The sequence below is a fragment of the Acinetobacter sp. 12966 genome (genome assembly GCF_031196995.1).
Lineage (GTDB): Bacteria > Pseudomonadota > Gammaproteobacteria > Pseudomonadales > Moraxellaceae > Acinetobacter > Acinetobacter geminorum.
The window spans coordinates 1-24,456 of record NZ_JAVIMC010000090.1 but is presented as its reverse complement, the minus strand read 5'-3'; the positions used below and the strand labels follow the sequence as shown (position 1 = coordinate 24,456).

Below are 24,456 nucleotides of genomic sequence, written 5' to 3'. Positions count from 1 at the left end.
GTCCTACCTCTTCGGGTTTATTATCGTTTTGCTGTGTTGGGCCAGCCATTGTAATGCCATAATGACAGGAGCATTTCTTAAACGTCCGCTGTCGAGTAGAGTCTGGATTTCACTATAATTAAATAAGTGCAATTGAATATTTTCCCCCTCATCATCTACGCCAAAAACACCCCCTTCAGCGGGTAATTCAGTTTCGGCAACATAGAGATGAAATAACTCTGAGCAAGCACCAGCTGACGGGTAAAAGCTAAATAGATGCTCTAAATTTTGAACTTCGCAACCTGATTCTTCAAGGCTCTCTCGTCGAATACAACTTTCTGGTGATTCATCACCATCTAGCACGCCTGCAATTATTTCTAACTGCCACGGTGATTGAGCATCATCTAAAGCCCCAACACGGAACTGTTCAATCAGAGCAAACTGTTGTTTTTGATCGTTGTAGAGTAGTACGCCAGCTGCTTCAGGCCGATGAACGAGTTCACGCTGCAATACATGAGTATATTCAGATTGATTAAATAGACGATGTCGAAGGCTGACTTTTTCAACTTGAATAAAACCACGGAATAGAGATTCACGTGATGTTACTTCGACATCTTTAGATGTATAACTTGGACGTTCAACAATACTCATGATTCGATCAGGACGAAATCTATTTATTTCATCCTAACCGAGAATCAGGGCTAGGCAAGTGTTTTTTTTGAATATTTACACTTTATGATACAGTTTTTGACCTTGCTCCTGATAAACCTCTTTCATCGCTTTGAGGCCTTCTTCAACCTCTGAATCGTTATTGGTGAGGTTGTTGGCATAGTCGCGTACATTCTGAGTGATTTTCATTGAACAGAATTTTGGACCACACATTGAGCAGAAGTGTGCAGATTTATGAGCCTCTTTTGGTAAGGTTTCATCGTGCATACTACGTGCTGTATCAGGGTCTAGACTTAGGTTGAACTGATCATCCCAACGGAATTCAAAACGAGCTTTTGATAAGGCATTATCGCGAACTTGAGCACCCGGATGCCCTTTCGCAAGATCGGCAGCATGTGCTGCAAGCTTGTAGGTAATAATTCCGTCTTTAACATCTTTTTTGTTTGGTAAACCTAAGTGTTCTTTTGGTGTCACATAACAAAGCATCGCTGTGCCGTACCAACCAATCATGGCTGCACCAATTGCAGAAGTAATGTGGTCATAACCCGGAGCGATATCTGTTGTTAATGGTCCAAGCGTATAGAATGGTGCTTCTTTACACACTTCTAACTGAAGGTCCATGTTTTCTTTAATCATGTGCATTGGTACATGACCAGGGCCTTCAATCATGACTTGAACATCGTGTTCCCATGCACGGTGAGTCAGTTCACCTAATGTTTTGAGTTCGCTGAACTGTGCTTCGTCATTTGCATCTTGGATACAGCCAGGACGTAAGCCATCACCTAAGCTAAATGAAACGTCATAAGCCTTCATGATTTCACAGATTTCATCGAAATGTGTGTATAGGAAGTTTTCTTCATGATGTGCTAGACACCACTGCGCCATGATTGAACCACCACGAGATACAATACCTGTTAAACGGTTTGCTGTAAGTGGTACATAGCGAAGTAATACACCAGCGTGAATTGTGAAGTAGTCAACACCTTGCTCGGCTTGTTCAATTAGTGTGTCTTTGAAGATTTCCCAAGTTAAGTCCTCTGCGACGCCATCAACTTTTTCAAGTGCTTGATAGATTGGCACGGTACCGATTGGAACAGGTGAGTTACGAATAATCCATTCACGTGTTTCATGAATGTTTTTACCTGTCGACAAATCCATAATGGTGTCGGCACCCCAACGCGTTGCCCAAGTCATTTTCGCAACTTCTTCATCAATTGAAGAGCCAAGCGCTGAGTTACCAATGTTGGCATTAATTTTAACCAAGAAGTTACGACCAATAATCATTGGTTCAAGTTCTGGGTGATTAATGTTTGCAGGAATGATCGCACGACCTTCAGCAACTTCTTGGCGAACAAATTCAGGTGTAATTTCTTTTAAGTTTTTTGCACCGAAATTTTGTCCAGCATGTTGACGCATATCAACACCTTCACGCTGGCGTTGATTTTCACGAATTGCAATATATTCCATTTCAGGTGTGATAATACCTTGCTTGGCATAGTGCATTTGAGTGACATTTTTGCCTGCTTTGGCACGGCGCGGATTTTGAATGTGCGCAAAACGAATATCAGCGGTACGAATGTCTTTTAAACGTTCTTGACCAAACTTTGAAGTTAAACCAGAAAGTACGTCAGTATCGTTACGCTCTTCAATCCAGTTTTGGCGAACTGAAGGTAAACCTTTGTCTAAATCAATTTGAACATTTGGGTCGGTATAAACACCTGAAGTGTCATATACCATAACAGGAGGGTTATGTTCACCACCAAGGCCAGTTGGGGTGTCGGTTAAAGAAATTTCCCGCATTGGAACCTGAATGTCAGGGCGAGAGCCTTCAATATAAACTTTTTTAGAAGCGGGTAAGATGCGAGTTAAATCTTTTGCATCTTGTTCATGTTGTGCTGAAATTTCAGCAGAAGAAAGATTCGTTAACTGGTTCATCACATGATCCTTATGAATAACATCAACGAATCAAGCACGACCAAAAACGATGGCGGATTTATCTTTATTAGATAAATTTAAGGCTTTAAGTTTTCAGATGGCTTGATTCCTACGCAGGTCTTAACCTGATCAGGTTCAACGGTACTTGTGATCAAACTTGTGTCGCGATAACACAGAATTTACACAATCTCAGCGAGCTATTACTCGCGCTCCGTCAAGCGATTTACAGACTAACATGTTTTAGGTTGGCTGGCATTGTCAATTTGTATCTATACAAACTGCATCCATATGGCAGTCACGATAGACTTCCGTGTTCCATGGCGAATCAAATTTTAATAGCTGCTCAAGCTGTTCATGAGTAATCTGATAATTTGATTTTTTATCACCATTTTTATCAGTTAAATCTATTTTAAATTGCTTATTACGCTCCTCTACAGGAGTGGCAATAAACTTAAGAAACAGTTGAGCGGATTTCGCTAAACTCGACTGATTTTGTGTAGACAAAAACCGAATTTGTTGAAGAGCATCTTTATCAAACCACGTATTCGGTGCATATTCATCTGACACTGGCGTGTTATCTAAACCAAAGAAAATAAAATAGCGATATTCATTAAATAGTCGTTTTGCATCACTAATAAAGTGGCTTTTTGGATATTTCTGAATAAATTTTTCCCAAAAAAGTGCTCGTTCAGTAAGTTCTTTCCATGAAACAGCCAACGCACCATCGTTATAGAAAATATCCTGATTATCTTTGGCCATACGAGTTAAGAACTCTTTTTGGTCTGCTGGTAAGGACGTAGAAAAAACCTCAACTAAATAGTTTGGCTGACGTCGATAGGTAAACATACCCTCACCTTGATAGAGAAGTTCAATGTAGGCTTGGCCTTCATGTTGAAGTAAATATTGATCACGCGGGCTAAGTTGGTCGAAGAGTTTTTTCTGGGTTTGGATGACCTTTTTAAGGTCTTGTTTCTGTTCTAAAACGGCATAGCCAAATGCTTCAAAAGCTCTCCCTGTTTTTTCAGTGTAGTCTTGTTTAAGAAAACGTTGATACATCGCAGTTGAAGCATCAATAAGCTTAAGCTGCTCATCATTTTTTAAAGAGGGAACACAGCTTTTAAGCTTTTCATTAATTTGATTTAAATCTTCTATTTTGCTGTTTTGGTTGATTTTCTGCGTAGCAGCCATAATTTGTAAGCAACTGCTGTCTTGTTTTTGAGTAGCCTTTTGTTCAGTTGGTTTTTGCTCTTTAGATACAGCCTGATCTTGCTCTGATGTTTTATTACATCCAGCTAAAAGTAGTGCGCTGCATACACTCATCATTAGAACTTTTTTCATCATTGTTTTTTTATCAAAGTGAATATTGCTCAAATTATAACTCGGAAAAAGATTGCATCATTGTTAGAAATCTTTATTATTAGGTAGGTCGGTCTACTTAAATTAAAGCTATGAATGATAAAACAGCAAGACAGAAAATTCTCGATGCAGCAGCAACCTTGTTTTATAACGATGGCATTACTGCAACAGGAATCAATTCAGTTACGGCTAAAGCCGATGTCGCTAAGATGTCGCTTTATAATAATTTTTCTTCAAAAGGCGATCTTGTTGATGCCTATATTGCTGCACGCCATCAAGAGTGGCTCGATCTCTATCAAAAGCGTTTAGCAAAAACAAACACAGCTAAAGAAGCCATTTTGGCTGTGTTTGATGCCTATCAGGACCATGCAGAATTTGCCTACGAAAAAGGGTTTCGAGGCTGTGGGTTATTGAATGCTGCCGCAGAGTTTCCAGCGAATAGTGCAGGGCGTAGTTCTGTAAGGCAGCATAAAGAAGAAGTGGAAGGTATTGTTGCTGAGCATTTAAAAAAATTAATACCAGACTCACAGCGCGTTAACTATGTAGCTACGCAGCTTTCTTTTCTTTTAGAGGGTTCTATGGCACGAGCAGGCTTAGAAGAAAACAGTCGTCAACTTCTATTAGCAAAACAAATGGCAGAAGATATTTTAAATAGAGAATGCCTACATGATTAGCCTCATTAAAAATAGTAGCTATGGGGGCACAATTGCGATTTTGGTTGCTTCTGTTTTGTGGGGAACAACAGGTACGGCGGCAGCATTTGCACCGACACTTGGCCCACTCGCTATTGGTGCCGTAGCGATGGGCGGTGGAGGACTTTTACAAGCTTTGGTTGCATCACGAGCAATACGCGAAAACCGTCAGTTTATAAGGGAAAATCTTTCAATACTGCTTTTAGGGGTAGCGGCGGTTGGTGTTTATCCTTTGGCTTTTTATTCCTCAATGCATTATGCGGGCATTACGATTGGCACCGTTGTTTCAATTGGTACCGCTCCATTAATAGCAGCAATTTTAGAGCGATTTTTTGACCGCAAAGCTTTATCGGCTATATGGTTTCTAAGTTTTGTGTGCGGTGTGCTTGGTGTAAGTATGTTATCGATGGGGGAAAGTCATGCGATCCAAGAGAGTACAAATCAATGGAATAAATTCTTCGGTATTTTTCTTGGGCTTGTCGCAGCTACAACTTATTCACTTTATTCATGGGCCGCAAAAAGATTAATAGATCGGGGTGTTGCCTCTAAAGCTGCAATGGGCATGATTATGGGTGGTGGGGCAGTTATTTTGCTTCCTACTTTGTTGGTTACAGGTGGAGGGTTATTGCATAGCTCAACCAATTTACTTGTGGCTGGTTATATGATGCTGATTCCTATGTTTTTGGGTTATTTACTTTTCGGTTTTGGATTAAAAACAGTAAATGCCAGCAAAGCGACGACCTTAACTTTATTTGAACCTTTAGTGGCTGCGATTTTTGCCATCGTTTTGGTGGGTGAGCATGTTTCATGGCTGGGTTGGATAGGCATGTTGCTGATTTTTATTTGTATTTTAATCTTGTCAAAAACTAAGAACGCTTAAAAAACTAAAACTTTTAATGGCTTGAGTTTGATTTGAATTTTTCTTAGTCTTAAAGGCAAGTTTTATCGTTGATTTGAACAATGAAAATAAAATTAATGGTCGCTGTTGGCCTTTGGAGTTTTGCATCTTCGAGTTTTGCTCTAGATTTGGTTGAAGCTTATGAGCGCGCAAAACAAAATGACCCAACGTGGCAAGCCAATCAACAACAATATGAGGCAGATCAACTGAACTTAGGCTTAGCAACGGGGGCGTTATTACCTACTGTCACATTGTCTGGAAACATTACCCGTAATCGACAAACTGTAAAACGTTCAAACTTTCCGGGTGTTGATCAAGAGGGCCTGTCAGATGCTTTGGTAAGTAGTACGTCAACGACTCGACAAGCGACTCTCACTGCACGTCAGCCATTATTTCGAATGGATGCTTGGGAAGGTTATAAACAAGTTAAAACTTCGGTTGCACTTAGTGAAATCACTTTAAGGCTGCAAAAACAAGATCATGTTTTAAATGTGGCAGAAGCCTATTTTAATGTGTTGCGTCAGCAGGCTCTGAGTGTTGCATACTTACAAGAAGAAAAGGCTTTGCTTGAACAACTCAATATGATGAATGCCAAACTCAAAGAAGGTTTAGTGGCACGTAGTGATGTGAGTGAAGCAAATGCTCAATATCAAAATGCTAGAGCCAATCGTATTTCAACCAATGTTCAATTACTTTTAGCCCAAGAGCAGCTTTCTGAATATATCGGTTCTTATCAAGATAAACTCGCTGTACTGCGAAGTGATTTTAATTTTCAAAAGCCTTATCCAGCAGAGCTTAATGACTGGCTTTCTTTGGCACAGCAAAAAAACTTAAAGATCCAGCAAGCCCGTTTACAGCAAAAATATAGTGAAGACCAGCGCCGTGTCGAAAAGGCAGCACTTTATCCTCAAATAGATGCTGTGGCGAGCTATGGCTATACTAAACAAACACCAGAGACACTCATTTCGACTGACGGAAAATTTGATCAGGTCGGTGTAGAAATGAACTGGAATTTATTTAATGGTGGACGGACCCGAACATCAATTAAAAAAGCCACTGTAGAAGCCAGTAAAGCGCAGGCACAACTTGATGCAGCCATTCGCCGTGCCAATGTCGATGTGAAAAGTGCGTTTATGCAGGTCGACACAGATCAAGCCAAACTTGAAGCAAGAAAGGCTGCAATGGATTCCTCTTCTTTGGTTTCTCAAGCTTCAAAAGCGAGTTATAACGAAGGCTTGAAAAGTATGGTTGATGTTTTATTGGCGCAGCGTAATGCTTTTTCTGCAAAACAGGATTATCTTAATGCTCAGTATGACTATTTATTGAATGTGCTTCGTTTAAAAGCTGCGGTAGGCCAGTTAGGCGAAAAAGATCTAGTCGAGCTTAATAGCTGGTTAACTTATCAGTGATTAAATGCTTTTATCTGAAATTTAATTTTGTCATAAAAACTTAATGATTGCTGTGTTTTAATGCTCAATCATTTTATTCCCGCGCCATCATGTTGGAGGCTTCCCTTGAGTCCGAGTAATCCGGTGTTAAGCCATCATATTTCTTCTCAATTTAATGAAGATTTGCAAGATGTAAACACAAAGTTTATGACCATGGGTGGCTTGGTCGAACAGCAGGTAGCAAATGCAATTCATTCTTTACTTGATACCGACGCAAATTTAGCGATTGATGTTCAATTTAAAGATAATGCAGTCAATCAATATGAACGTGATATTGATGAAGGCTTGACGTTGATTTTGGCGCGTCGTCATCCGGCAGCGATTGACTTACGTATGGTGATTGCCATGAGCAAAGCCAATACTGACCTTGAACGCATTGGTGATGAAGCAGCGAAAATTGCCCGTATTGCACAAAATCTGTGTGAAGAAGGTGGATCACCACGTGGCTACATGGAAACACGTCATATTGGTAATCAAGTTCGTGTCATGATTCATGATGCACTTGATGCTTTTGCACGTTTAGATGCAGATCAAGCTTTGCGTGTACTTTTAGCTGATGCTGACATTGACCGTGAATATCAATCAGCAACACGTACATTAATGACTTATATGATTGAAGACCCGCGTCATATTGCTCGTGTAATTAATGTCATGTGGGTTTTACGTTCATTAGAGCGTATTGGCGATCATGCTCGTAACATTGCTGAGCAAGTGATTTATATGGCCAAAGGCTTTGATGCTCGTCATACCAAAATTGAAGAAATTGAAGCCAAAGTCCACCAAAAGTAATCTTGAGCTGAAATATTTAAAGGCCTTGTTTGAAGCAAGGCCTTTTTATTTTTAAAAATAATAGATAAAAAAATGTCCCGAACTTTGGGGGGAAGTTCAGGACAGAAAATCAAGTGCATAAACACGACAGGGATCGTGTTCTTCTTGCTATAGAGTGATATTAAGTTCTTCGCTTTTTGATGTCATGTAGAGTCCTGTGCGCTCTATGTAAGGCTTTTTATGTTTGTGTAAGTTTCACGTAAAAAAAGGCGGATCTATGTATATAGACCCGCCTTTTTAATGATGATTAAGCTAAAACAAACCGATTATTCTGGTTTCCAGCCTTCAGCTTTTTCTACACTTTCATCATTGTTAAAGAACTTCTCACGTTGTTCTTCCAGAAACTTTTTAGCTTCTGGTTCAAACACGTTTAAACGCTTTTCATTAATTAGCGTAGTTTGGTGTTGTAACCATTCTTGCCATGCTTGCTTAGAAACATTTTCAAAAAAATCTTGGCCTTTAGCACCTGGGAAAGGAGCGAAGTCTAAACCTTCCATTTCCTTTTGATATTTACGGCAAAATACTTGTCGACTCATGATTTATCCTTAAGCGTATAACTGTTCTAAACGTGTATGGGCACGAGCAATCGCAGCTTCTACTTGTTTTGGTGAAGTTCCGCCAATATGATCACGTGCATTTACAGAAGCTTCTAGAGTTAAGGCTTTATCAAATACATCTGCTGTAATTAAGTCAGAGAATTGCTGTAACTGCTCAAGTGTGAGCTCAGATAAATCTTTTTCTTCCGCAACACCTAATGCTACTGCTTTACCTACAATTTCATGCGCATCACGGAACGCTACGCCTTTTTTCACTAAGTAGTCGGCAAGATCAGTTGCAGTTGAGAATCCACGAAGAGCAGCTTCACGCATGATTTCAATATTTGGAACCAATGCAGGAATCATGTCTGCAAATGCCATGAGTGAACCACGAACTGTATCGATTGCATCAAATAAAGGTTCTTTATCTTCTTGGTTATCTTTGTTATATGCCAATGGTTGACCTTTCATGAGCGTAAGTAAGCTAATTAAGTCACCAAATACACGGCCAGATTTACCGCGAATAAGTTCTGGAACATCCGGATTTTTCTTCTGTGGCATGATTGAAGAACCGGTACAGAAGCGATCAGGAATATTCACAAATTTGAACTGTGCAGAAGTCCAAAGAATGAGCTCTTCTGACATACGTGATAAATGCATCATGATAAGTGCAGCAGCTGCATTAAATTCGATGGCAAAGTCACGGTCAGATACAGCATCAAGAGAGTTTTCAGATACAGCTTCAAACCCTAAAAGCTCTGCTGTATATGCGCGGTCAATTGGATAAGTTGTACCCGCAAGAGCAGCAGATCCAAGCGGCATACGGTTAACACGTTTACGGCAGTCTTGGAGACGTTCAGTGTCACGTACCAACATTTCAAACCACGCTAACAAGTGATGACCAAAAGTTACTGGTTGAGCGGTTTGTAGGTGTGTAAAGCCTGGCATAATCGTATTTACATTTTTGGCAGCCAAGCCTAACAAGCCTTTTTGTAAACGTTCTAATAATTTTAAAATATCATCAATTTCGTCGCGTAGGTAAAGACGAATATCAGTTGCAACCTGATCGTTACGGCTACGACCTGTATGTAATTTTTTGCCTGTAATGCCAATACGTTGAGTCAAACGTGATTCAATGTTCATGTGAACATCTTCAAGATCGATGCGCCACTCAAAGTTTCCAGCCTCAATTTCTGAGCGAATGGTGCTTAAACCTTCAATAATGTCATCGCGTTCTGCTTCTGTGAGTACGCCAACTTTCGCAAGCATGGTAGCATGCGCAATCGAACCAGCGATGTCTTGCTTATAAAAACGTTGGTCAAACTGAACAGAGGCGGTAAATTCGGCTACAAAAGCGTCCGTCGCTTCAGAAAAACGACCACCCCACATACCTGAGGTTTGGTCTGGGGTTACTGAATTAGGGGGATTTGAAGATGTGGTCATGGTGGCTCAGTAAAATAAAAAAGAGTATATCACTTGCCGAAGCTCAACAAACAAAGTTGTTTTCTACAGCATACCGAAATCAAAATTCCTCCTATTTTTTTACGAAAAGTGGGCGTTGGCAACACTTATTCGAATTAATTATCGCAAGTAATGTTTTGGCATTGGTTCTGGCATTGGCTGAAGCGCAGTCTTGGCAAGCCTTAAGCGGGGAAAGGCTTTTTCAATACATCGTTTTTATTAATTGGGTAATATTGTCCTTTTTTGCATTGGTTGAACGCTTTCAAGGTTTTTTTAGCAGCTTACGTCAAGAATTTGCTTTGGTTATTGGTTTTGTCATGCTGCAAAGTATTGTTGTTTTGACCACTTTAATGAGTAATTTTTTTCAGTTTGGTCTTTTAAATAAACATGCGTCATTAACGCAGGGCTGGGGTGTTTATTTTACCAATGTACCTTTATATCTAAGCTATGGAATATTACTCGGGGCCTTCTGCTTACGTTATTTATATGTCAGGGAACAATGGTTGCATCAGCAATATGCCGAATTAAATGCACGTATTCAGGCCATGCAAGCACGAATTCACCCTCACTTCTTATTTAATAGTTTAAATAATGTGGTGAGTTTAATTGCGATAGATCCAGATAAAGCAGAAAGCATGCTCATTAGTTTGTCGCGTTTATTTCGAGCGAGTTTCCAAGAATTAAAATTGGTGAGTCTGCATGAAGAAATCGAGCTGAGTAAACAATATTTAATGATTGAGCAGGTCCGTCTAGGTGAGCGTTTAAAAGTTGATTGGAAGATCGAGCTTTCACCTGTGCAATTAAAACAGATCACTATTCCTTTATTGACATTACAACCTTTGTTAGAGAATAGTATTTTTCATGGGGTAGAACCAATGATGGGCAAAGCAACCATAGGGGTATTGGTTGAAATATTGCAAAATCAGGTCAGTATAGTCATTACCAACCCATATACAGACGATACAATAAATTCACGGAAAGGGCATGGAATCGCTCTTGAAAATGTTAAGCAGCGCCTGAAAGCGTATTATGGGAACACCGTTAGATTTCAGGTTTATAAAGGTGAAGCTTTATATACCACTATTATGAGCTATCAATATCAAACAAAATAATAAGTCAGTCAGAGTTAACCATAAAAAAATGGACCAAGTTAACGGTGACAAGGAGGATGAATGAAGGTGCTAATTTGTGATGATGAACCACTTGCAGTGGAGCGTTTATCACGTTTAGTTTCAAAGATGGGACATGAGGTTGTATCAACGGCTCATCATGGACAGGAGGCCTTGGAACAGGCACGGCTTCATCAACCGGATGTAATCTTACTTGATATTCAAATGCCAGGTATGAATGGGCTTGTCTGTGCAGAACAGTTAAGTCAACTCAATCCCCGACCTGCGATTGTGTTTTGTACCGCCTACGATCAGCATGCATTGGAAGCTTTTAAAGCTCAGGCTCAAGCATATCTTCTTAAACCGATTGATGCAGTTGAACTTGAGCAAGCTTTAAGTCAGCTAACTCAACTTACTAAAGCACAGCTCAATGCATTACCGAATTCTGAGCTTTTACAAGATTTAAAAACACAGCGTCATCAAATTGCCGCAAAAACCTATCGCGGGGTTGAACTGATTCCTGTTGAAAATATCTATTACTTTTTAGCAGATCAGAAATATGTCACTGTGAGACATAAAAATGGCAGTGTATTAATAGATGAAACATTAAAAGAGCTTGAAACCGAATTCGCAGATCAGTTTATTCGTATTCATCGAAATGCGTTGGTTTCGGTTGCATATCTAGATGGATTGGAGCTAGTCAGTTCGGGGCAATATCAGGTTAGATTACGTGGTCTTGATGAAAGACTTTCGGTGAGCCGTCGGCATTTATCTACGCTTAGAGAGCGAATTCATCAGCTTTAAATTTAAAAGAGTTATCTGGGACTTGCGAGATTTTACTTGCAATTTTAAGGGATCAAGTTAAGTTTAGGGTGTATTGTTTGACCAGCCCATGCTTGAATTTATGAAAACCTTGAAAATTGCTACACGACAAAGCCCACTTGCTCTTTGGCAGGCAGAACATATTCGTGCCCGTTTAGAGGAGCTTCACCCTGATTTAACGGTGGAACTGGTTAAATTTGTCACGCAGGGCGATAAAATTTTAGATACGCCTTTAGCAAAAATTGGGGGCAAAGGGCTGTTTGTTAAAGAATTAGAAGCAGCACTTTTAGATGGGCGTGCAGACTTAGCTGTACATTCAATGAAAGATGTTCCAATGGCTTTGCCAGAAGGTTTAACTTTAGCAGTCATTTGTGAGCGTGAAGATCCGTTAGATGCTTTCGTTTCAAATCGGTTTGAAACATTCGCTGATTTACCACAAAGCGCAAAAGTTGGTACATCAAGCTTACGTCGTAAATCTCAAATATTAAAACAACGTCCTGATTTACAAATTATTGACTTGCGTGGAAATGTTGGTACACGGTTAGCGAAGCTAGATGAAGGTCAATACGATGCAATTATTCTAGCTAGTGCCGGTTTGAAGCGTTTAGGTTTGTCAGAACGTATTCGTCATTGTTTAACACCAGATATTAGTTTGCCTGCTGTCGGACAAGGTGCATTGGGTTTAGAGTGCCGCGCAGCTGACCAAGATGTATTGGCTTTAATTCAACCTTTATTACACGCAGAAACAGATGTTTGTGTACGTGCTGAACGTGCATTTAATGCCTACCTTGAAGGTGGTTGTCAGGTCCCAATTGCAGGTTATGCCACACTACAAAATGGTCAAATCCATATCGAAGGTCGTGTTGGAAGCCCAGATGGTCAAACATTATTACGTGCTGAATTGACCGATGAAGCCAATAATGCTCAGCAATTGGGTGAAAACCTTGCTCGAAACTTACTTGATCAAGGCGCTGGTGAGCTATTAAAGGCTCTTTACTAAACCATGTTGTTTATTAATACTCGACCTGATTCTCGGGCTGCAGAATTAACAGAAGTTTTGCAAAATGAAGGTTATCAGGTTGAGTCTTTACCTCTTTTAGAACTCGTTGCTAAACCCTTTTCCGAACATTTACTTCAGCTTTACCAACAATTAGTTAAGGCACAAGCTATCGTTGTAGTGAGCCCAACCGCTGTTGATGTGGGGATGAAGTATTTACTGCAAAGCGGTTTAAAGCTCCGTGATTTAAAACATATTCAGTGGATTGCTGTTGGGCAGTCAACGGCCAATTGTCTAAATGAATATGGAATAGAAGCACATATTCCAGATGTTGAAACCTCTGAAGGGATGTTAAATCTCCCTATTCTCCATAATATGAAGCAAGCTGGTAGCGTCGCTTTTTGGCGGGGAGAAGGTGGACGTCAATTTATGATGGAGACCTTGCAACAACAAGGAATTCAAATTTTAAATTTTGTTCTATATCATCGGCAGTGCCCAGAAGCTTCATATTCTACATTCAAACATCTGACACAGAATTCGAATTATAATTTAAATAAATGGCTCGTCTTAATTACCAGTGAAGCGAGCTGGAAGTATTGGTTAGAGCTTTGCTTAAAAAATAATGTACAACCTGATGGTGTATATCTGGTTTTGGGACCTCGTCTTTTTCAAATTGTTAAAGAGTATCGCGATCAGCAACAGGCTCATTTTCACATTATTCAACTTGAAAATTTATCGCCTTCGGGGATGATTCATCACATTCAGGCATTATAAGGATTCATATGAGAAAACTTGTTTCTATCATCATTTTGCTGGGCATAGCTTGGTTGGCTAAGCTCAGCTACGATATGTGGCAAATTTCTCGTACTGTTCCCGAGCTTAAACAAAGCCTGCTGCAATCCGAACAGCACTACGCCAATTTAAATGATCAATTGGTTGCTTTACAGCGCCAGTTGCAGAATCAACCTGTGAATACAGGGAGTAAAACCAGTTCAGTCACTCAACAAGATGCACCGCCGACAGGTATTACTCCTACAGTTCTAATTAAACAAAAATTAGATTTAATTCAATTTGCAATCGATCAGCAGCAGTTGATTTATGCAGTTGATCAATTAAACCAGTTACAGCAATCGCTTGTGCACTATGAAATTGCTCCAGCATTGCAACATAGCTTGAATCAATCGCTCGAGCAAGATAAACAGGCAGTTCAACAGTTTACTTTGGCTCAAAATCAACGCCATCAACTAATCGATGATTTATTACAGACCATTGATAAGAATATTCAACAAGCCTTAGCCCAGCCTAAACTTGAAATGGATCAATCCGAGACTGTGTCTTGGTGGAAAAAGTGGTTCCGAATAGAAAAAGTAGAAACGCCGTCTATTAATTTAATGAGTCGAAGTGTCGTGCTTAAAGAAGTGCAATTAAGATTGTTAATTGCCGAACAAGCACTCAATCAAGGGAAAATGACTGAGTATCAAAATGAGTTGCAATCTGTGATGCAAAAGTTAGATGAAATGCCTGATGCAACAAGTCAGCAGTTAAAAAAACGTATTGCTAAAGTGGCACATTTATCAGTCGTGCCAGTTCCTAAACTCTCTACACTTGGGCTAATTGGCTCATAAGGAGGATATATGAAGCACCTCCTGTGGGTTTATGTCGTCATCAGCTTAATACTCTTTGCAGCCTTAGCTTTATTTAGTTATGGCTATGGAATGGGATATGTTTATATTTACTGGCGGCAATTACAACTGCAAACAAATGTCTGGGGATTAACTCTTAGTTTTGTAGTGATGAGTTTTATTGCTCAACTCGTATGGCTGTGGATTAAACGTTATTCCTCTCGTGAACAAAGGAAAAGTGAAAACATCTTCCAGTTTAAAAACCTTCATCCTTATGAACAATTAGGTATTGTTTGGTTATTAGAAGCGGCCGAAGATCAACGTGTATTTATTGAACGTGTTTTTACTCAATCAGGGCTTTTAAAAAATATTATTGATGCCAGATTTCTGGTTTTAAGTGGGGATTATCCAAAAGCATTGGCTGCTCTCGATCAATCACCACCTATGGCATTTGAATTGGCAGAGTTACAGCGAATTGAAATATTTTTGGCCGAAAATGAAGCCGACCGTGCATTAACTCATCTTGAATTTTTATACCAGCATCAGTTATCGCCTTGGTTACAAGAAATAGAAACTGCTTACCAGCAAAAATTAACTGCGTTATGGGGGCAATTAGCGCTGCAACATCCATGGGTGTATTTACGTTCCATGAAATATGGTTTGCTAGATGCTGAGCACCGTGATTTATGGTTGCAACAACTTCTTCAGCAATTTGACCAAGCCTCTATTGATGACTTACATGCCTTACAGCAACGTTATTTGGATTTAGAGTCTGAGATTCAAACTCGACCTTATAGCAGTAAGTTGTTATGGCTAAAACTATTAGCACGTATGCCAGATATGAGCATGCAGCATGCGGCCTTAACGCTACACTTGTTAAACGAGCAGTTTGACCCAGAAGTATTCTATTTATGGTTTCAGCAACAGTTGCTTAAACAAGTTCCAGACTATGCCGATGTTGAAGAAAAAATTATTCAATTTGAAAATCAATATATGAATTTGCCAGTTTTAACCTTTGCAAAATGGCATGTCTATATGGCAACTGGACGTCAAATAGAAGCTGAAACATTATTATCATTATATCCAGATAATATTTTAATGAGCTATTTACGTATTAAGTCCACGCTTAAAGAAGATGACGTGTTAATCAAGCAGTTAAATCTAATCTTTGAAAATGATGCAAATTTTTTAAAGTTTAAAATATGAGGTAAAAATGAAAGAACTGTCTGTCTACCCAGTAATATATGAACAGAAAGTAGCGTGGGGAGATATGGACGCTTTTGGCCATGTCAATAATGTACAATATTATCGATATATTGAAAGCTCACGTATTTTATATATGGAAGCAATCAATATATTAACCCCACATTTATATACCGTTGTAGCTTCGAGTCAGTGTAAGTATTTAAAGCCTGTTTTTTATCCAGATGTATTGAAAGTAGGAGTTCGTGTGGAAGAGCTTCGTAATAGTGCATTCCGTATGGCTTATATATTGTGGAGTGAAACCCAACAGCAAATTGTGGCTACTGGTGAAGCTGTTATGGTATGCGTAGATAAATTAACAGAACGAAAATGTGAAATACCGCAGGAAATAAAACAAAAAATTATTGAGCTAGAAAAATCAGTTGGGCATAACTTAATACATTTATCTTAAATAAATATTAATAAAATATATTTCATTTATAATTGGTAATGTAATTAAAAGGTAATTTTTTTGGTTATTCTGATGAATACGGCTTTCAAACTATTGCTTATTGAATAGATTATAAATAATATTGGTCTTGATTTTATGTTTTTAAATTTTGTCTGTATTATTTTGAATTGTCTGTAAGACTGGAGTATTTATTAATGAAACCGGATATCAGTGAATTATCTGTTGAAGAGTTAAAACGCTTACAAGAAGAAGCAGAAGCTTTAATTGCAAGTAAAAAAGATCAAGCAATCGAAGATGCTTATAATCAAATTATCGAGATTGCTGAAAATGTTGGTTTCAGTGTTGAACAACTTCTCGAGTTTGGTGCTCAAAAACGTAAGAAAACAACACGTAAATCTGTTGAACCTCGTTACCGCAACAAAAACAATGCTGAAGAGACTTGGACTGGTCGTGGTAAACAACCACGCTGGTTAGTTGCTGAAATTGAAAAAGGCGCAAAACTTGAAGATTTCTTAATCTAATCAAATTGTCTTTTTTAAAAGCCAAGTAAATTTGCTTGGCTTTTTTATTGATAAAAATATCTCAAAATTTTGCTATAAATATTATTTAAAAAATTGAGTGTTTAAATTGCTCTTTAAATGAATTGTTGAGATCAAATGTGCATTTACTTCATTGAGTGCCAAGTTTTCATGATTTTGTCATACGTTCAACTTATAGTCTTAATACCGAAGCCAAGCCCAATTGCTTGGTTTTTTTATATGAAGTGAATTGGCGATGTTGAAAAAGTATGCATAATGTCAGACTAGGGAGCTACTCTCAAAATAAGGACGATAATTTGCATGTTGGTAAGGCTGAATGAAGAAAAAGTCTAAGCAATGGAAGTGGTGGTTTTTTGCCCTCATTGCATTTTTAATTTTTATTATTTTACAGATCCCAGCGACTTGGCTTATTTCTAAATTTTCAAAGAATAATCAAACTCTACACAATGTAAGTGGAAATATCTGGCAAGGCCAAGCAGATTGGCGGCGTGGTACTTTGAGAGGTTCGATTCATTGGAAAACTAGACCTCTTGACCTGTTTTTATTAAGGTTCGCTGCTGATGTAGATATCCATAGTGGTAATACCCAATTGGCTGGGGTAATGGGCTATGGTGTGGGGAAAAAAGTAATTGTAAAGGCTATGAATGGTCAAATTGCGCCTGAAACATTAAAACAAATTGTGAATTGGCAATGGCCTACGAACAGCATTCAACTGAAAGATATTGAGTTTAATTATAAGAAAGAGCAGGGTTTCGCAGCAGTTGATGGTCAATTACATTGGGGTGGCGGTGCTTTAATTTATAATATTGGTGATCGTCAAGACCGTATGAATATGCCTTCTTTAAATGGCCAATTAACGGATCAAAATGGACAATTACAAGTTGATATACGTGATCAACGCAGTCAAAAAATGGCGAATCTCTTATTAGATGCCAACATGATGCTTGATGTGCAGCTCACCCAAAGATTATTACTTAATATTCCATCTTATGATGGAAAAGCTGGTTTGGATACGTTTGTCATTAGTTCTCGTCAACCCTTAATACAAGGGGGTAACTAATGAAAGTATGGATTGAGAAATTACAGCAATTACAGTGGCAAAAATTAGATCGGTTAAGTGTAGTTGTATTTGCCTTTTTAATTTTATGGTTGTGTTGGAAATTAGCTTCATTATTTTGGTGGGTAATTGCGCCTCCTCAAATGATGCAATTTGATCGAGTTGAGTTAGGATCACAGCAGCCACAAATTCCTAACATTAGTACTTTTTCACTTTTTAATGAACCTTCAGCCAATGCAGCACAGGAAAATGTCAACCTAGAATTACAAGGCGTAATGCTGGGTTATCCGAATCGTTTTTCCTCAGCTGTTATTAAGCTAGATAATACTGCCGACCGATATCGGGTAGGAGAAACAATAGGTTCTACCTCTTATCAGTTGGCAGAAGTTTATTGGGATCACGTGATATTACGTCAAGGTAATGGAAGTACTCGTGAACTCCAATTTAAAGGTTTGCCAAACGGTTTATATCAACCTATGACGCCAGATGCATCACAACCAACTGCTACTGCACCTCAGTCGTCAGCACCTGTTAATACTGCTCAAGAAGCGTTAGGGCAGGCTATTCAGCAAATGCAAGGCAACCGTGAACAATATCTGCGTGACATGGGTGTTAGTGGGAACGCCACTGAGGGTTTTGAAGTTACAGAACGTACACCCACTGCGCTTCGAAATAAGTTAGGTTTAAGGCCGGGTGATCGGATTGTTTCATTAAACGGTCAAACGGTTGGGCAGGGACAAACGGATGTGCAGTTACTTGAACAGGCTCGACGAGCTGGGCAAGTGAAAATAGAAATAAAACGTGGTGATCAAGTGATGACCATACAACAAAATTTTTAGTGATAACACGTCACCATAAGAGTTAGGAATTATCGCAAGTTATGGCTTTATTGAATCATCAACGTCCACTTTGGGCATTACTTGCAGCAGCCCCATTGATTGCGACAGTGAGCAGCAGTGTCTATGCCCAAACATGGAAGATCAATTTACGTGATGCTGACTTAACTGCATTTATTAATGAAGTGGCAGATATTACGGGTAAAAACTTTGCAGTAGATCCACGAGTACGTGGTAACGTCACAGTTATATCGAATAAGCCTCTGAATAAGAATGAAGTTTACGACCTGTTTCTTGGAGTCTTAAACGTAAATGGAGTGGTGGCAATTCCTTCGGGTAACACCATTAAACTGGTACCAGATAGTAATGTCAAAAATTCGGGAATCCCTTACGATTCGCGAAATAAATTGCGTGGTGATCAGATTGTTACCCGAGTAATTTGGCTTGAAAACACCAATCCTAATGATTTAATTCCAGCACTTCGTCCTTTAATGCCACAATTTGCGCATATGGCTGCGATTGCAGGGACTAATGCACTGATTGTTTCGGACCGTGCAGCAAATATTTACCAGCTTGAAAATATTATTCGTAATCTAGATGGTACTGGCCAGAATGATATTGAGGCAATAGGCCTCCAATCGAGCCAAGCGGAAGAAATCATTACTCAACTTGAGGCGATGAGTGCTACGGGAGCATCTAAAGATTTTAACGGTGCACGTATCCGTATTATTGCAGACAACCGAACCAATCGTATTTTAGTTAAGGGCGATCCTGAAACGCGTAAGCGCATTCGACACATGATTGAAATGCTAGATGTGCCTTCGGCCGACCGTTTAGGTGGTTTAAAAGTTTTTCGATTGAAATATGCAAGTGCAAAAAATTTATCTGAGATTTTGCAAGGCCTCGTAACAGGACAAGCTGTTTCTTCGTCAAATAGTAATAACAGTTCTTCTAATTCATCGAATCCGATCAATAATTTGATGGGTAATAACCAGAATTCTAGTTCAAATACCTCTGGTTCAAATGGTAGCTCAATTTCTACACCATCTATTAATTTAAACGGTAATTCGAACAATAATAATCAGAACAATATCTCTAGCTTTAGCCAAAATGGTGTGAGCATTATTGCGGATAATACCCAAAACTCGTTAGTGGTTAAGGCAGATCCTCAATTAATGCGCGAAATTGAATCTGCTATTCAGCAGCTTGATGTTCGCCGTCAGCAAGTTCTGATTGAAGCTGCAATTATCGAAGTGTCAGGAGATGATGCAGATCAACTTGGTATTCAATGGGCGCTTGGTGACTTATCTAGTGGGATTGGTTTGCTTAGCTTTAGTAATGTAGGTGCTAGTTTATCTTCTATTGCTGCTGGTTATTTATCGGGTGGTTCGGCTGGGGCTGCATCAGCTATCGCTAGTGGTGCTAATAAAGGTAATGGGGCAACCTTGGCTCTGGGTAATTTTGAGAATTCCCGTAAGGCTTATGGTGCATTAATTCAAGCGCTTAAAACTAATACCAAATCAAATTTGCTTTCGACACCATCCATTGTGACGATGGATAATGAAGAGGCTTATATTGTTGTCGGTCAAAATGTTCCCTTTGTAACAGGATCGGTCACTACAAACAGTACGGGTATCAACCCATACACTACGGTTGAGCGTAAAGATGTCGGTGTGACATTAAAAGTCGTTCCACATATCGGTGAAGGTGGTACAGTTCGTCTGGAAGTAGAACAAGAAGTCTCTGCTGTTCAAGACAGTCGTGGACAAGCAGCTGACTTAGTGACAAGTAAACGTGCCATTAAAACTGCTGTTTTGGCTGAACATGGACAGACAGTAGTGCTTGGTGGTTTGGTGTCGGATGACACGTCACTTTCAAGACAAGGTATACCTGGGTTAAGTAGTATTCCCTATGTTGGGCGTTTGTTCCGATCAGATAATAGAAGCAATGTAAAACGTAACCTTCTGGTTTTTATCCACCCAACAATTGTGGGTGATGCAAATGATGTGCGCCGTTTGTCTCAGCAGCGCTATAGCCAGCTTTATAGCTTGCAATTGGCTATGGATAAAAATGGCAACTTTGCAAAACTGCCTGAGCAAGTTGATGATGTCTATAATCAAAAGATGACACCACCTAGTATTGCCTCTCAGCCAAAGAATTATCAACAGGTTCCATCAGGTGGAAAAACCTCGACGGTAACTACACCTGTAGCGGTAGAGCCGGCAGTGCAAAAGCAAACCTTACAGTTACCTGATCCTGAAGTTAATCGTACTAAAAATACAGTAACAACAACGACACTGCGCCCAAGCACAGCACAGTAGTAGCATGTTATGATTGATAAAAAATGAATAGGACATACGCATGACTTGGAAACTACAAGCAATTACTGGTGAAATTACTGGCCAAGAAATTAATGTTGATCGCGATATGTTGGTAGGGCGTCATCAAGATGCTGATGTGTTGTTACAAGCTGCTGAAATTTCACGTCGCCATGCTGCATTGCTTCTAAAAGATCAAGTGCTATGGGTGCAAGACCTTAATTCATCGAATGGCACATTTGTAAACGATATTCGTATTGAGCAAGAAAAGCAGCTACATGATGGTGATATTGTTCAGTTTGCTAGTTTTAAATTTTCTGTATTGGCACCTGCACAGAAAATCACGGAATTACCTGAAATTGAAGCCGAGCCTGTAAATACAACATCATCTCCAGATTTAAGCGATCAAGGAATGCCGAGCCTTGCAGAGCGTGCTGCAGAAGTGGAAGTTCGTCGCGATGGTATGCCGCAGAATATTTCTATTCCAAAACCTGCACCTATTCCAGAGGGTGTAGATATTAATGCACAACAGCAAACACCTATCGCTTTTGATGAGCCAGTTTCTCGTGTTGCTGAAGAAAGAGAGCAACAGAAGAATGCCTCAGTTGGTTTAATCACTATTATTATTTTAGTAATTTTAGCGGTATTGGCATGGTTATTCTTTAAATAATCCTTTGCTGCTTTTACAATCAAGGCATGCTAAACGCATGCCTTTTCAATTTTGAGTAGAAAAAAGATGTCTGTTGCACAACTAAGTAAGCGCGATTTAATTTTATTTGATCTAGATGGGACGTTGGTTGATTCTGCTGCTGATTTGTATCGGTCTATGAATTTAAGTTTAGAGGCGCTAAGTTGGCCATTGGTAACAGAAGTCCAAATACGAGAATGGGTGGGTAAGGGAGCTTCAAAACTCTGTGAAAGTGTTCTACTCCATATTTTTGGAAAATTAGATCCTGAACAACATAAAGTCTTATTAGAAAAATTTATTGATATATATAGTGTAGAACTCTGTGTAAATACTCAAATTTATCCTGGTGTAACCGAGTTTTTAAAACATTGTAAAACTTTGAACATACAAATGGCATGCGTTACCAATAAGCCTGTACAACTTGCCCAGGGATTGCTTGATGCTTTACAGCTCTCTCCATATTTTCAAGTCGTACTTGGTGGGGACAGCTTACCTGAGAGAAAGCCTCATCCATTGCCATTATTGCATTGCATGCAAAGCCTAAAAATATCTGCTTCACAATCATTAATGATTGGCGATTCAAGTAATGATATTGAGGCTGCGCGTCGTGCTGGAATTGATTGTATTGTGGTTAGCTATGGCTATAATCATGGAGAAAATATCTATGATTGCCAACCTCAGCAAGTTGTTGATAGTCTTGCTGAGTTAATTATTTAATGAATGAAATGGAGATCAGAATGAATAAGCGTATGGTTTTTCGATGGCGTGTCTAAACCGAATCTAGAAAAACACACTTTTAAATCGAAACCATATTAGAGAAAATTCATGACAACATTAGCGCAATTCGAGCAACTTAAGGCTGCTGGTTACAACACAATTCCAGTCTATCGCCAACGCTTAGCAGACACAGAAACACCTTTATCTGTTTTTGCTCGTTTTAAAGACCACACGCAAGCTTATTTATTTGAGTCAGTCGAAGGTGGTGAAAATTGGGCACGCTACTCTATGATTGGTTTAGGAGAGTCGACGGTTTTCTCGTGTAATGCAGGTGTTCTATCTATACAACATGCTGATGGCTCAATTACACAACAAGATTGCCAAGACCCATTTCAATATATTCGTGAATTTCAGAAGCAATTTAAAGTGCCATCTGCTGAGCTTTTGCCAAACTTACCGAGTTTTACGGGCGGATTAGTGGGTTATTTGGGCTATGATGCTGTTCGTTACATAGAACCACGTTTAAAAAATGTTCCGGCAGCTGACCCAATTACATTGCCGGATTTGTGGTTGATGCTCTCAAAGACAGTCATTGTTTTTGACAACCTTAAAGATACTTTATTTTTAATTGTTCATGCGGATACAGAGCAGAGTAATGCTTATGAAGACGCTCAGCAAAAATTAGATCAATTAGAGCAATTGTTAGCTATACCAGTAAGTCTGCAAGCTAAGCCACATACACCTCCACATTTTGAATCAATTACTGGTAAAGCGAAATTCTTAGAAACAGTCGAAAAAGTTAAAGAATATATACGTGCTGGTGATGTGATGCAGGTTGTTCCGGGGCAGCGTATGGTTTCTGATTTCGATGGAGAGGCTTTACAAGTTTATCGTGCTTTACGTCATTTGAACCCATCGCCTTATTTATTTCTGGTACAAGGGCAAACGATTACAGATAAAAAGCCATTCCATATTGTAGGGTCATCGCCAGAAATTCTTTCTCGTTTAGAAAATGGTATTGCGACAGTGCGTCCTCTTGCAGGTACCAGACCACGTGGAAAAACTAAAGAAGAAGATCTTGCTTTAGAAAGAGACTTACTTTCTGATGAAAAAGAAATCGCTGAGCATTTAATGCTGATTGACCTTGGTCGAAATGATGTGGGGCGCGTATCAAAAATAGGAAAGGTTCAAGTAACGGATCAAATGGTGATTGAACGCTATTCACATGTCATGCACATTGTCTCAAATGTACAAGGCGAAGTTCGTGACGATATCGATGCGCTAGATGTATTTAAAGCAACTTTCCCAGCCGGTACTTTATCGGGTGCACCAAAAATTCGTGCAATGGAAATTATTGATGAAGTTGAGCCTGTGAAAAGAGGTGTGTTTGGCGGGGCAGTAGGATATTTGGGATGGCACGGCGAAATGGATATGTCGATTGCAATCCGTACTTGTGTTATTCGAGATAAAAAGGTCTATGTACAGGCTGGAGCAGGCCTAGTTGCAGACTCAAATCCTGAATCTGAATGGAATGAAACGCAAATAAAAGCTCGCGCAGTGATCAAAGCGGTTGAATTATCATCAAACGGATTGATTTTATGAGTTTTTAGCGGTTTTTTTTAAAAAACCGCTTGCATCGTTTGGAAGTTTTGCTAAACTGCACACCGTTCCGATACGAAACGTACGAAACACTAAGAAGAGCCGGCATAGCTCAGTTGGTAGAGCAACTGACTTGTAATCAGTAGGTCCACAGTTCGAATCCGTGTGCCGGCACCATCTTAAGGGTGTGTAGTTGTGAAGTGAAGAACAACACTGAAATAAGTGTGATATGGTGAGATTCCCGAGCGGTCAAAGGGGGCGGACTGTAACTCCGCTACGAAAGTTTCGAAGGTTCGAATCCTTCTCTCACCACCATTAACTTCGATTGAAGTGGTATATATACCAACACAGTGCGGGAGTAGCTCAGTTGGTAGAGCGGCAGCCTTCCAAGCTGCATGTCGCGAGTTCGATCCTCGTCTCCCGCTCCATCGAAGGATAATCGCTCTTATAGCTCAGTGGTAGAGCACTCCCTTGGTAAGGGAGAGGTCTCGAGTTCAAATCTCGATAAGAGCTCCAGATACAGTTTAGTAGTTTTTCTACAAAGATTTAAAAAGCAGGCTTATTAGTCTGCTTTTCAAGTATTGGGTGTTTGATTTTTTAGGCGATATGTCGATGCTGAGTTTTTGCTCAGAATTGTGTTCGACGTAAACGAGGACTATAAACATGGCTAAGGCTAAGTTTGAACGTAATAAGCCA

Annotated in this window: 23 protein-coding genes, 4 tRNA genes and 1 riboswitch; of the genes, 22 read left to right on the top strand and 5 right to left on the bottom strand. The window is 39.5% G+C overall.

The features are described 5' to 3' along the window. Positions 1-3 precede the first annotated feature (3 nt). From RFW85_RS13570 to RFW85_RS13560, 3 genes are all read right to left on the bottom strand, one after another. Entirely contained in the window at positions 4-630 is a 627-nt protein-coding gene (locus tag RFW85_RS13570; RefSeq protein ID WP_170249499.1) for an NUDIX domain-containing protein, read from the bottom strand. A 75-nt stretch (positions 631-705) separates the two neighbouring features. Next, positions 706-2,583, bottom strand: coding sequence for a phosphomethylpyrimidine synthase ThiC (thiC, locus tag RFW85_RS13565; protein WP_002121180.1), 1,878 nt, complete (start codon positions 2,581-2,583; stop codon positions 706-708). An 89-nt stretch (positions 2,584-2,672) separates the two neighbouring features. After that, positions 2,673-2,807, bottom strand: a riboswitch (TPP riboswitch). A 34-nt stretch (positions 2,808-2,841) separates the two neighbouring features. Next, positions 2,842-3,924, bottom strand: a complete 1,083-nt coding sequence (locus tag RFW85_RS13560; RefSeq protein ID WP_216076588.1) for a hypothetical protein — start codon at positions 3,922-3,924, stop codon at positions 2,842-2,844. 107 nt (positions 3,925-4,031) lie between these two features. Between RFW85_RS13560 and RFW85_RS13555 the strand changes: the two genes are divergently transcribed. The 4 genes from RFW85_RS13555 (at position 4,032) to phoU (ending at position 7,766) form a co-directional block, all read left to right on the top strand. Beyond that, positions 4,032-4,613, top strand: coding sequence for a TetR/AcrR family transcriptional regulator (locus RFW85_RS13555; protein ID WP_309171607.1), 582 nt, complete (start codon positions 4,032-4,034; stop codon positions 4,611-4,613). Further along, the gene (locus RFW85_RS13550; RefSeq protein WP_126645281.1) at positions 4,606-5,511 is read left to right on the top strand and encodes a DMT family transporter; all 906 of its coding nucleotides are present in this window, start codon (positions 4,606-4,608) and stop codon (positions 5,509-5,511) included. Before RFW85_RS13555 ends, RFW85_RS13550 begins: the two co-directional genes overlap by 8 nt. A 95-nt stretch (positions 5,512-5,606) precedes the next feature. After that, positions 5,607-6,938, top strand: a complete 1,332-nt coding sequence (locus RFW85_RS13540) for a TolC family outer membrane protein (RefSeq protein ID WP_025464141.1) — start codon at positions 5,607-5,609, stop codon at positions 6,936-6,938. Positions 6,939-7,043: 105 nt separating this feature from the next. Then, on the top strand, positions 7,044-7,766 hold the full coding sequence (gene phoU, locus RFW85_RS13535; protein ID WP_171545309.1) for a phosphate signaling complex protein PhoU: 723 nt from the start codon (positions 7,044-7,046) through the stop codon (positions 7,764-7,766). 305 nt (positions 7,767-8,071) lie between these two features. Here the strand turns inward: phoU and RFW85_RS13530 are convergent, their stop codons facing one another. Together RFW85_RS13530 and argH are read right to left on the bottom strand one after the other, a co-directional pair. Then, complete coding sequence (locus RFW85_RS13530) at positions 8,072-8,341, bottom strand: oxidative damage protection protein (RefSeq protein WP_000089995.1); 270 nt, start codon at positions 8,339-8,341, stop codon at positions 8,072-8,074. 9 nt (positions 8,342-8,350) lie between these two features. After that, complete coding sequence (argH, locus tag RFW85_RS13525; RefSeq protein WP_002121138.1) at positions 8,351-9,784, bottom strand: argininosuccinate lyase; 1,434 nt, start codon at positions 9,782-9,784, stop codon at positions 8,351-8,353. On the opposite strand from argH, the gene RFW85_RS13520 reads away from it, so the two are divergent. From RFW85_RS13520 to RFW85_RS13435, 18 genes are all read left to right on the top strand, one after another. Then, positions 9,775-10,914, top strand: coding sequence for a sensor histidine kinase (locus tag RFW85_RS13520; RefSeq protein ID WP_170249498.1), 1,140 nt, complete (start codon positions 9,775-9,777; stop codon positions 10,912-10,914). The two genes, argH and RFW85_RS13520, sit on opposite strands and share 10 nt — an antisense overlap. A gap of 60 nt (positions 10,915-10,974) precedes the next feature. Next, positions 10,975-11,715: a LytTR family DNA-binding domain-containing protein gene (locus RFW85_RS13515; RefSeq protein WP_171545308.1), complete on the top strand. Its 741-nt coding sequence runs from the start codon at positions 10,975-10,977 to the stop codon at positions 11,713-11,715. A 100-nt stretch (positions 11,716-11,815) separates the two neighbouring features. Beyond that, positions 11,816-12,733: a hydroxymethylbilane synthase gene (gene hemC, locus RFW85_RS13510; protein ID WP_216076587.1), complete on the top strand. Its 918-nt coding sequence runs from the start codon at positions 11,816-11,818 to the stop codon at positions 12,731-12,733. Between the two features lie 3 nt (positions 12,734-12,736). Beyond that, on the top strand, positions 12,737-13,504 hold the full coding sequence (locus RFW85_RS13505) for a uroporphyrinogen-III synthase (protein WP_170249496.1): 768 nt from the start codon (positions 12,737-12,739) through the stop codon (positions 13,502-13,504). An 8-nt stretch (positions 13,505-13,512) separates the two neighbouring features. Then, a complete protein-coding gene (locus RFW85_RS13500) occupies positions 13,513-14,355 on the top strand; it encodes a hypothetical protein (RefSeq protein WP_309171606.1) in 843 nt (280 codons plus the stop codon). A 9-nt stretch (positions 14,356-14,364) separates the two neighbouring features. Further along, positions 14,365-15,558 carry a heme biosynthesis protein HemY gene (locus tag RFW85_RS13495; RefSeq protein WP_216076586.1) on the top strand — a complete coding sequence of 398 codons (1,194 nt, stop codon included), beginning with the start codon at positions 14,365-14,367 and terminating at the stop codon, positions 15,556-15,558. A gap of 7 nt (positions 15,559-15,565) precedes the next feature. After that, on the top strand, positions 15,566-16,006 hold the full coding sequence (locus RFW85_RS13490) for a thioesterase family protein (protein ID WP_216076585.1): 441 nt from the start codon (positions 15,566-15,568) through the stop codon (positions 16,004-16,006). Between the two features lie 194 nt (positions 16,007-16,200). After that, positions 16,201-16,527, top strand: coding sequence for an H-NS family nucleoid-associated regulatory protein (locus tag RFW85_RS13485; protein ID WP_000801427.1), 327 nt, complete (start codon positions 16,201-16,203; stop codon positions 16,525-16,527). A gap of 334 nt (positions 16,528-16,861) precedes the next feature. After that, entirely contained in the window at positions 16,862-17,605 is a 744-nt protein-coding gene (gene gspN / locus RFW85_RS13480; RefSeq protein WP_032005861.1) for a type II secretion system protein N, read from the top strand. Continuing rightward, complete coding sequence (locus RFW85_RS13475; RefSeq protein ID WP_170249494.1) at positions 17,605-18,441, top strand: type II secretion system protein N; 837 nt, start codon at positions 17,605-17,607, stop codon at positions 18,439-18,441. Before gspN ends, RFW85_RS13475 begins: the two co-directional genes overlap by 1 nt. Before the next feature lie 41 nt (positions 18,442-18,482). Beyond that, on the top strand, positions 18,483-20,759 hold the full coding sequence (gene gspD, locus RFW85_RS13470) for a type II secretion system secretin GspD (protein WP_170249493.1): 2,277 nt from the start codon (positions 18,483-18,485) through the stop codon (positions 20,757-20,759). Positions 20,760-20,799: 40 nt separating this feature from the next. Then, positions 20,800-21,426, top strand: coding sequence for an FHA domain-containing protein (locus RFW85_RS13465; RefSeq protein WP_170249492.1), 627 nt, complete (start codon positions 20,800-20,802; stop codon positions 21,424-21,426). A 66-nt stretch (positions 21,427-21,492) separates the two neighbouring features. Continuing rightward, positions 21,493-22,161: a phosphoglycolate phosphatase gene (locus RFW85_RS13460; RefSeq protein WP_086265338.1), complete on the top strand. Its 669-nt coding sequence runs from the start codon at positions 21,493-21,495 to the stop codon at positions 22,159-22,161. Positions 22,162-22,269: 108 nt separating this feature from the next. Further along, the gene (gene trpE / locus RFW85_RS13455) at positions 22,270-23,763 is read left to right on the top strand and encodes an anthranilate synthase component I (RefSeq protein WP_170249491.1); all 1,494 of its coding nucleotides are present in this window, start codon (positions 22,270-22,272) and stop codon (positions 23,761-23,763) included. A 98-nt stretch (positions 23,764-23,861) separates the two neighbouring features. Beyond that, positions 23,862-23,937, top strand: a tRNA-Thr gene (locus RFW85_RS13450). Positions 23,938-23,991: 54 nt separating this feature from the next. Continuing rightward, positions 23,992-24,075 (top strand) — tRNA-Tyr (locus RFW85_RS13445). Positions 24,076-24,112: 37 nt separating this feature from the next. Continuing rightward, positions 24,113-24,188: transfer RNA gene (locus RFW85_RS13440), tRNA-Gly, on the top strand. A 13-nt stretch (positions 24,189-24,201) separates the two neighbouring features. Further along, positions 24,202-24,276: transfer RNA gene (locus RFW85_RS13435), tRNA-Thr, on the top strand. Positions 24,277-24,456: the final 180 nt, after the last annotated feature.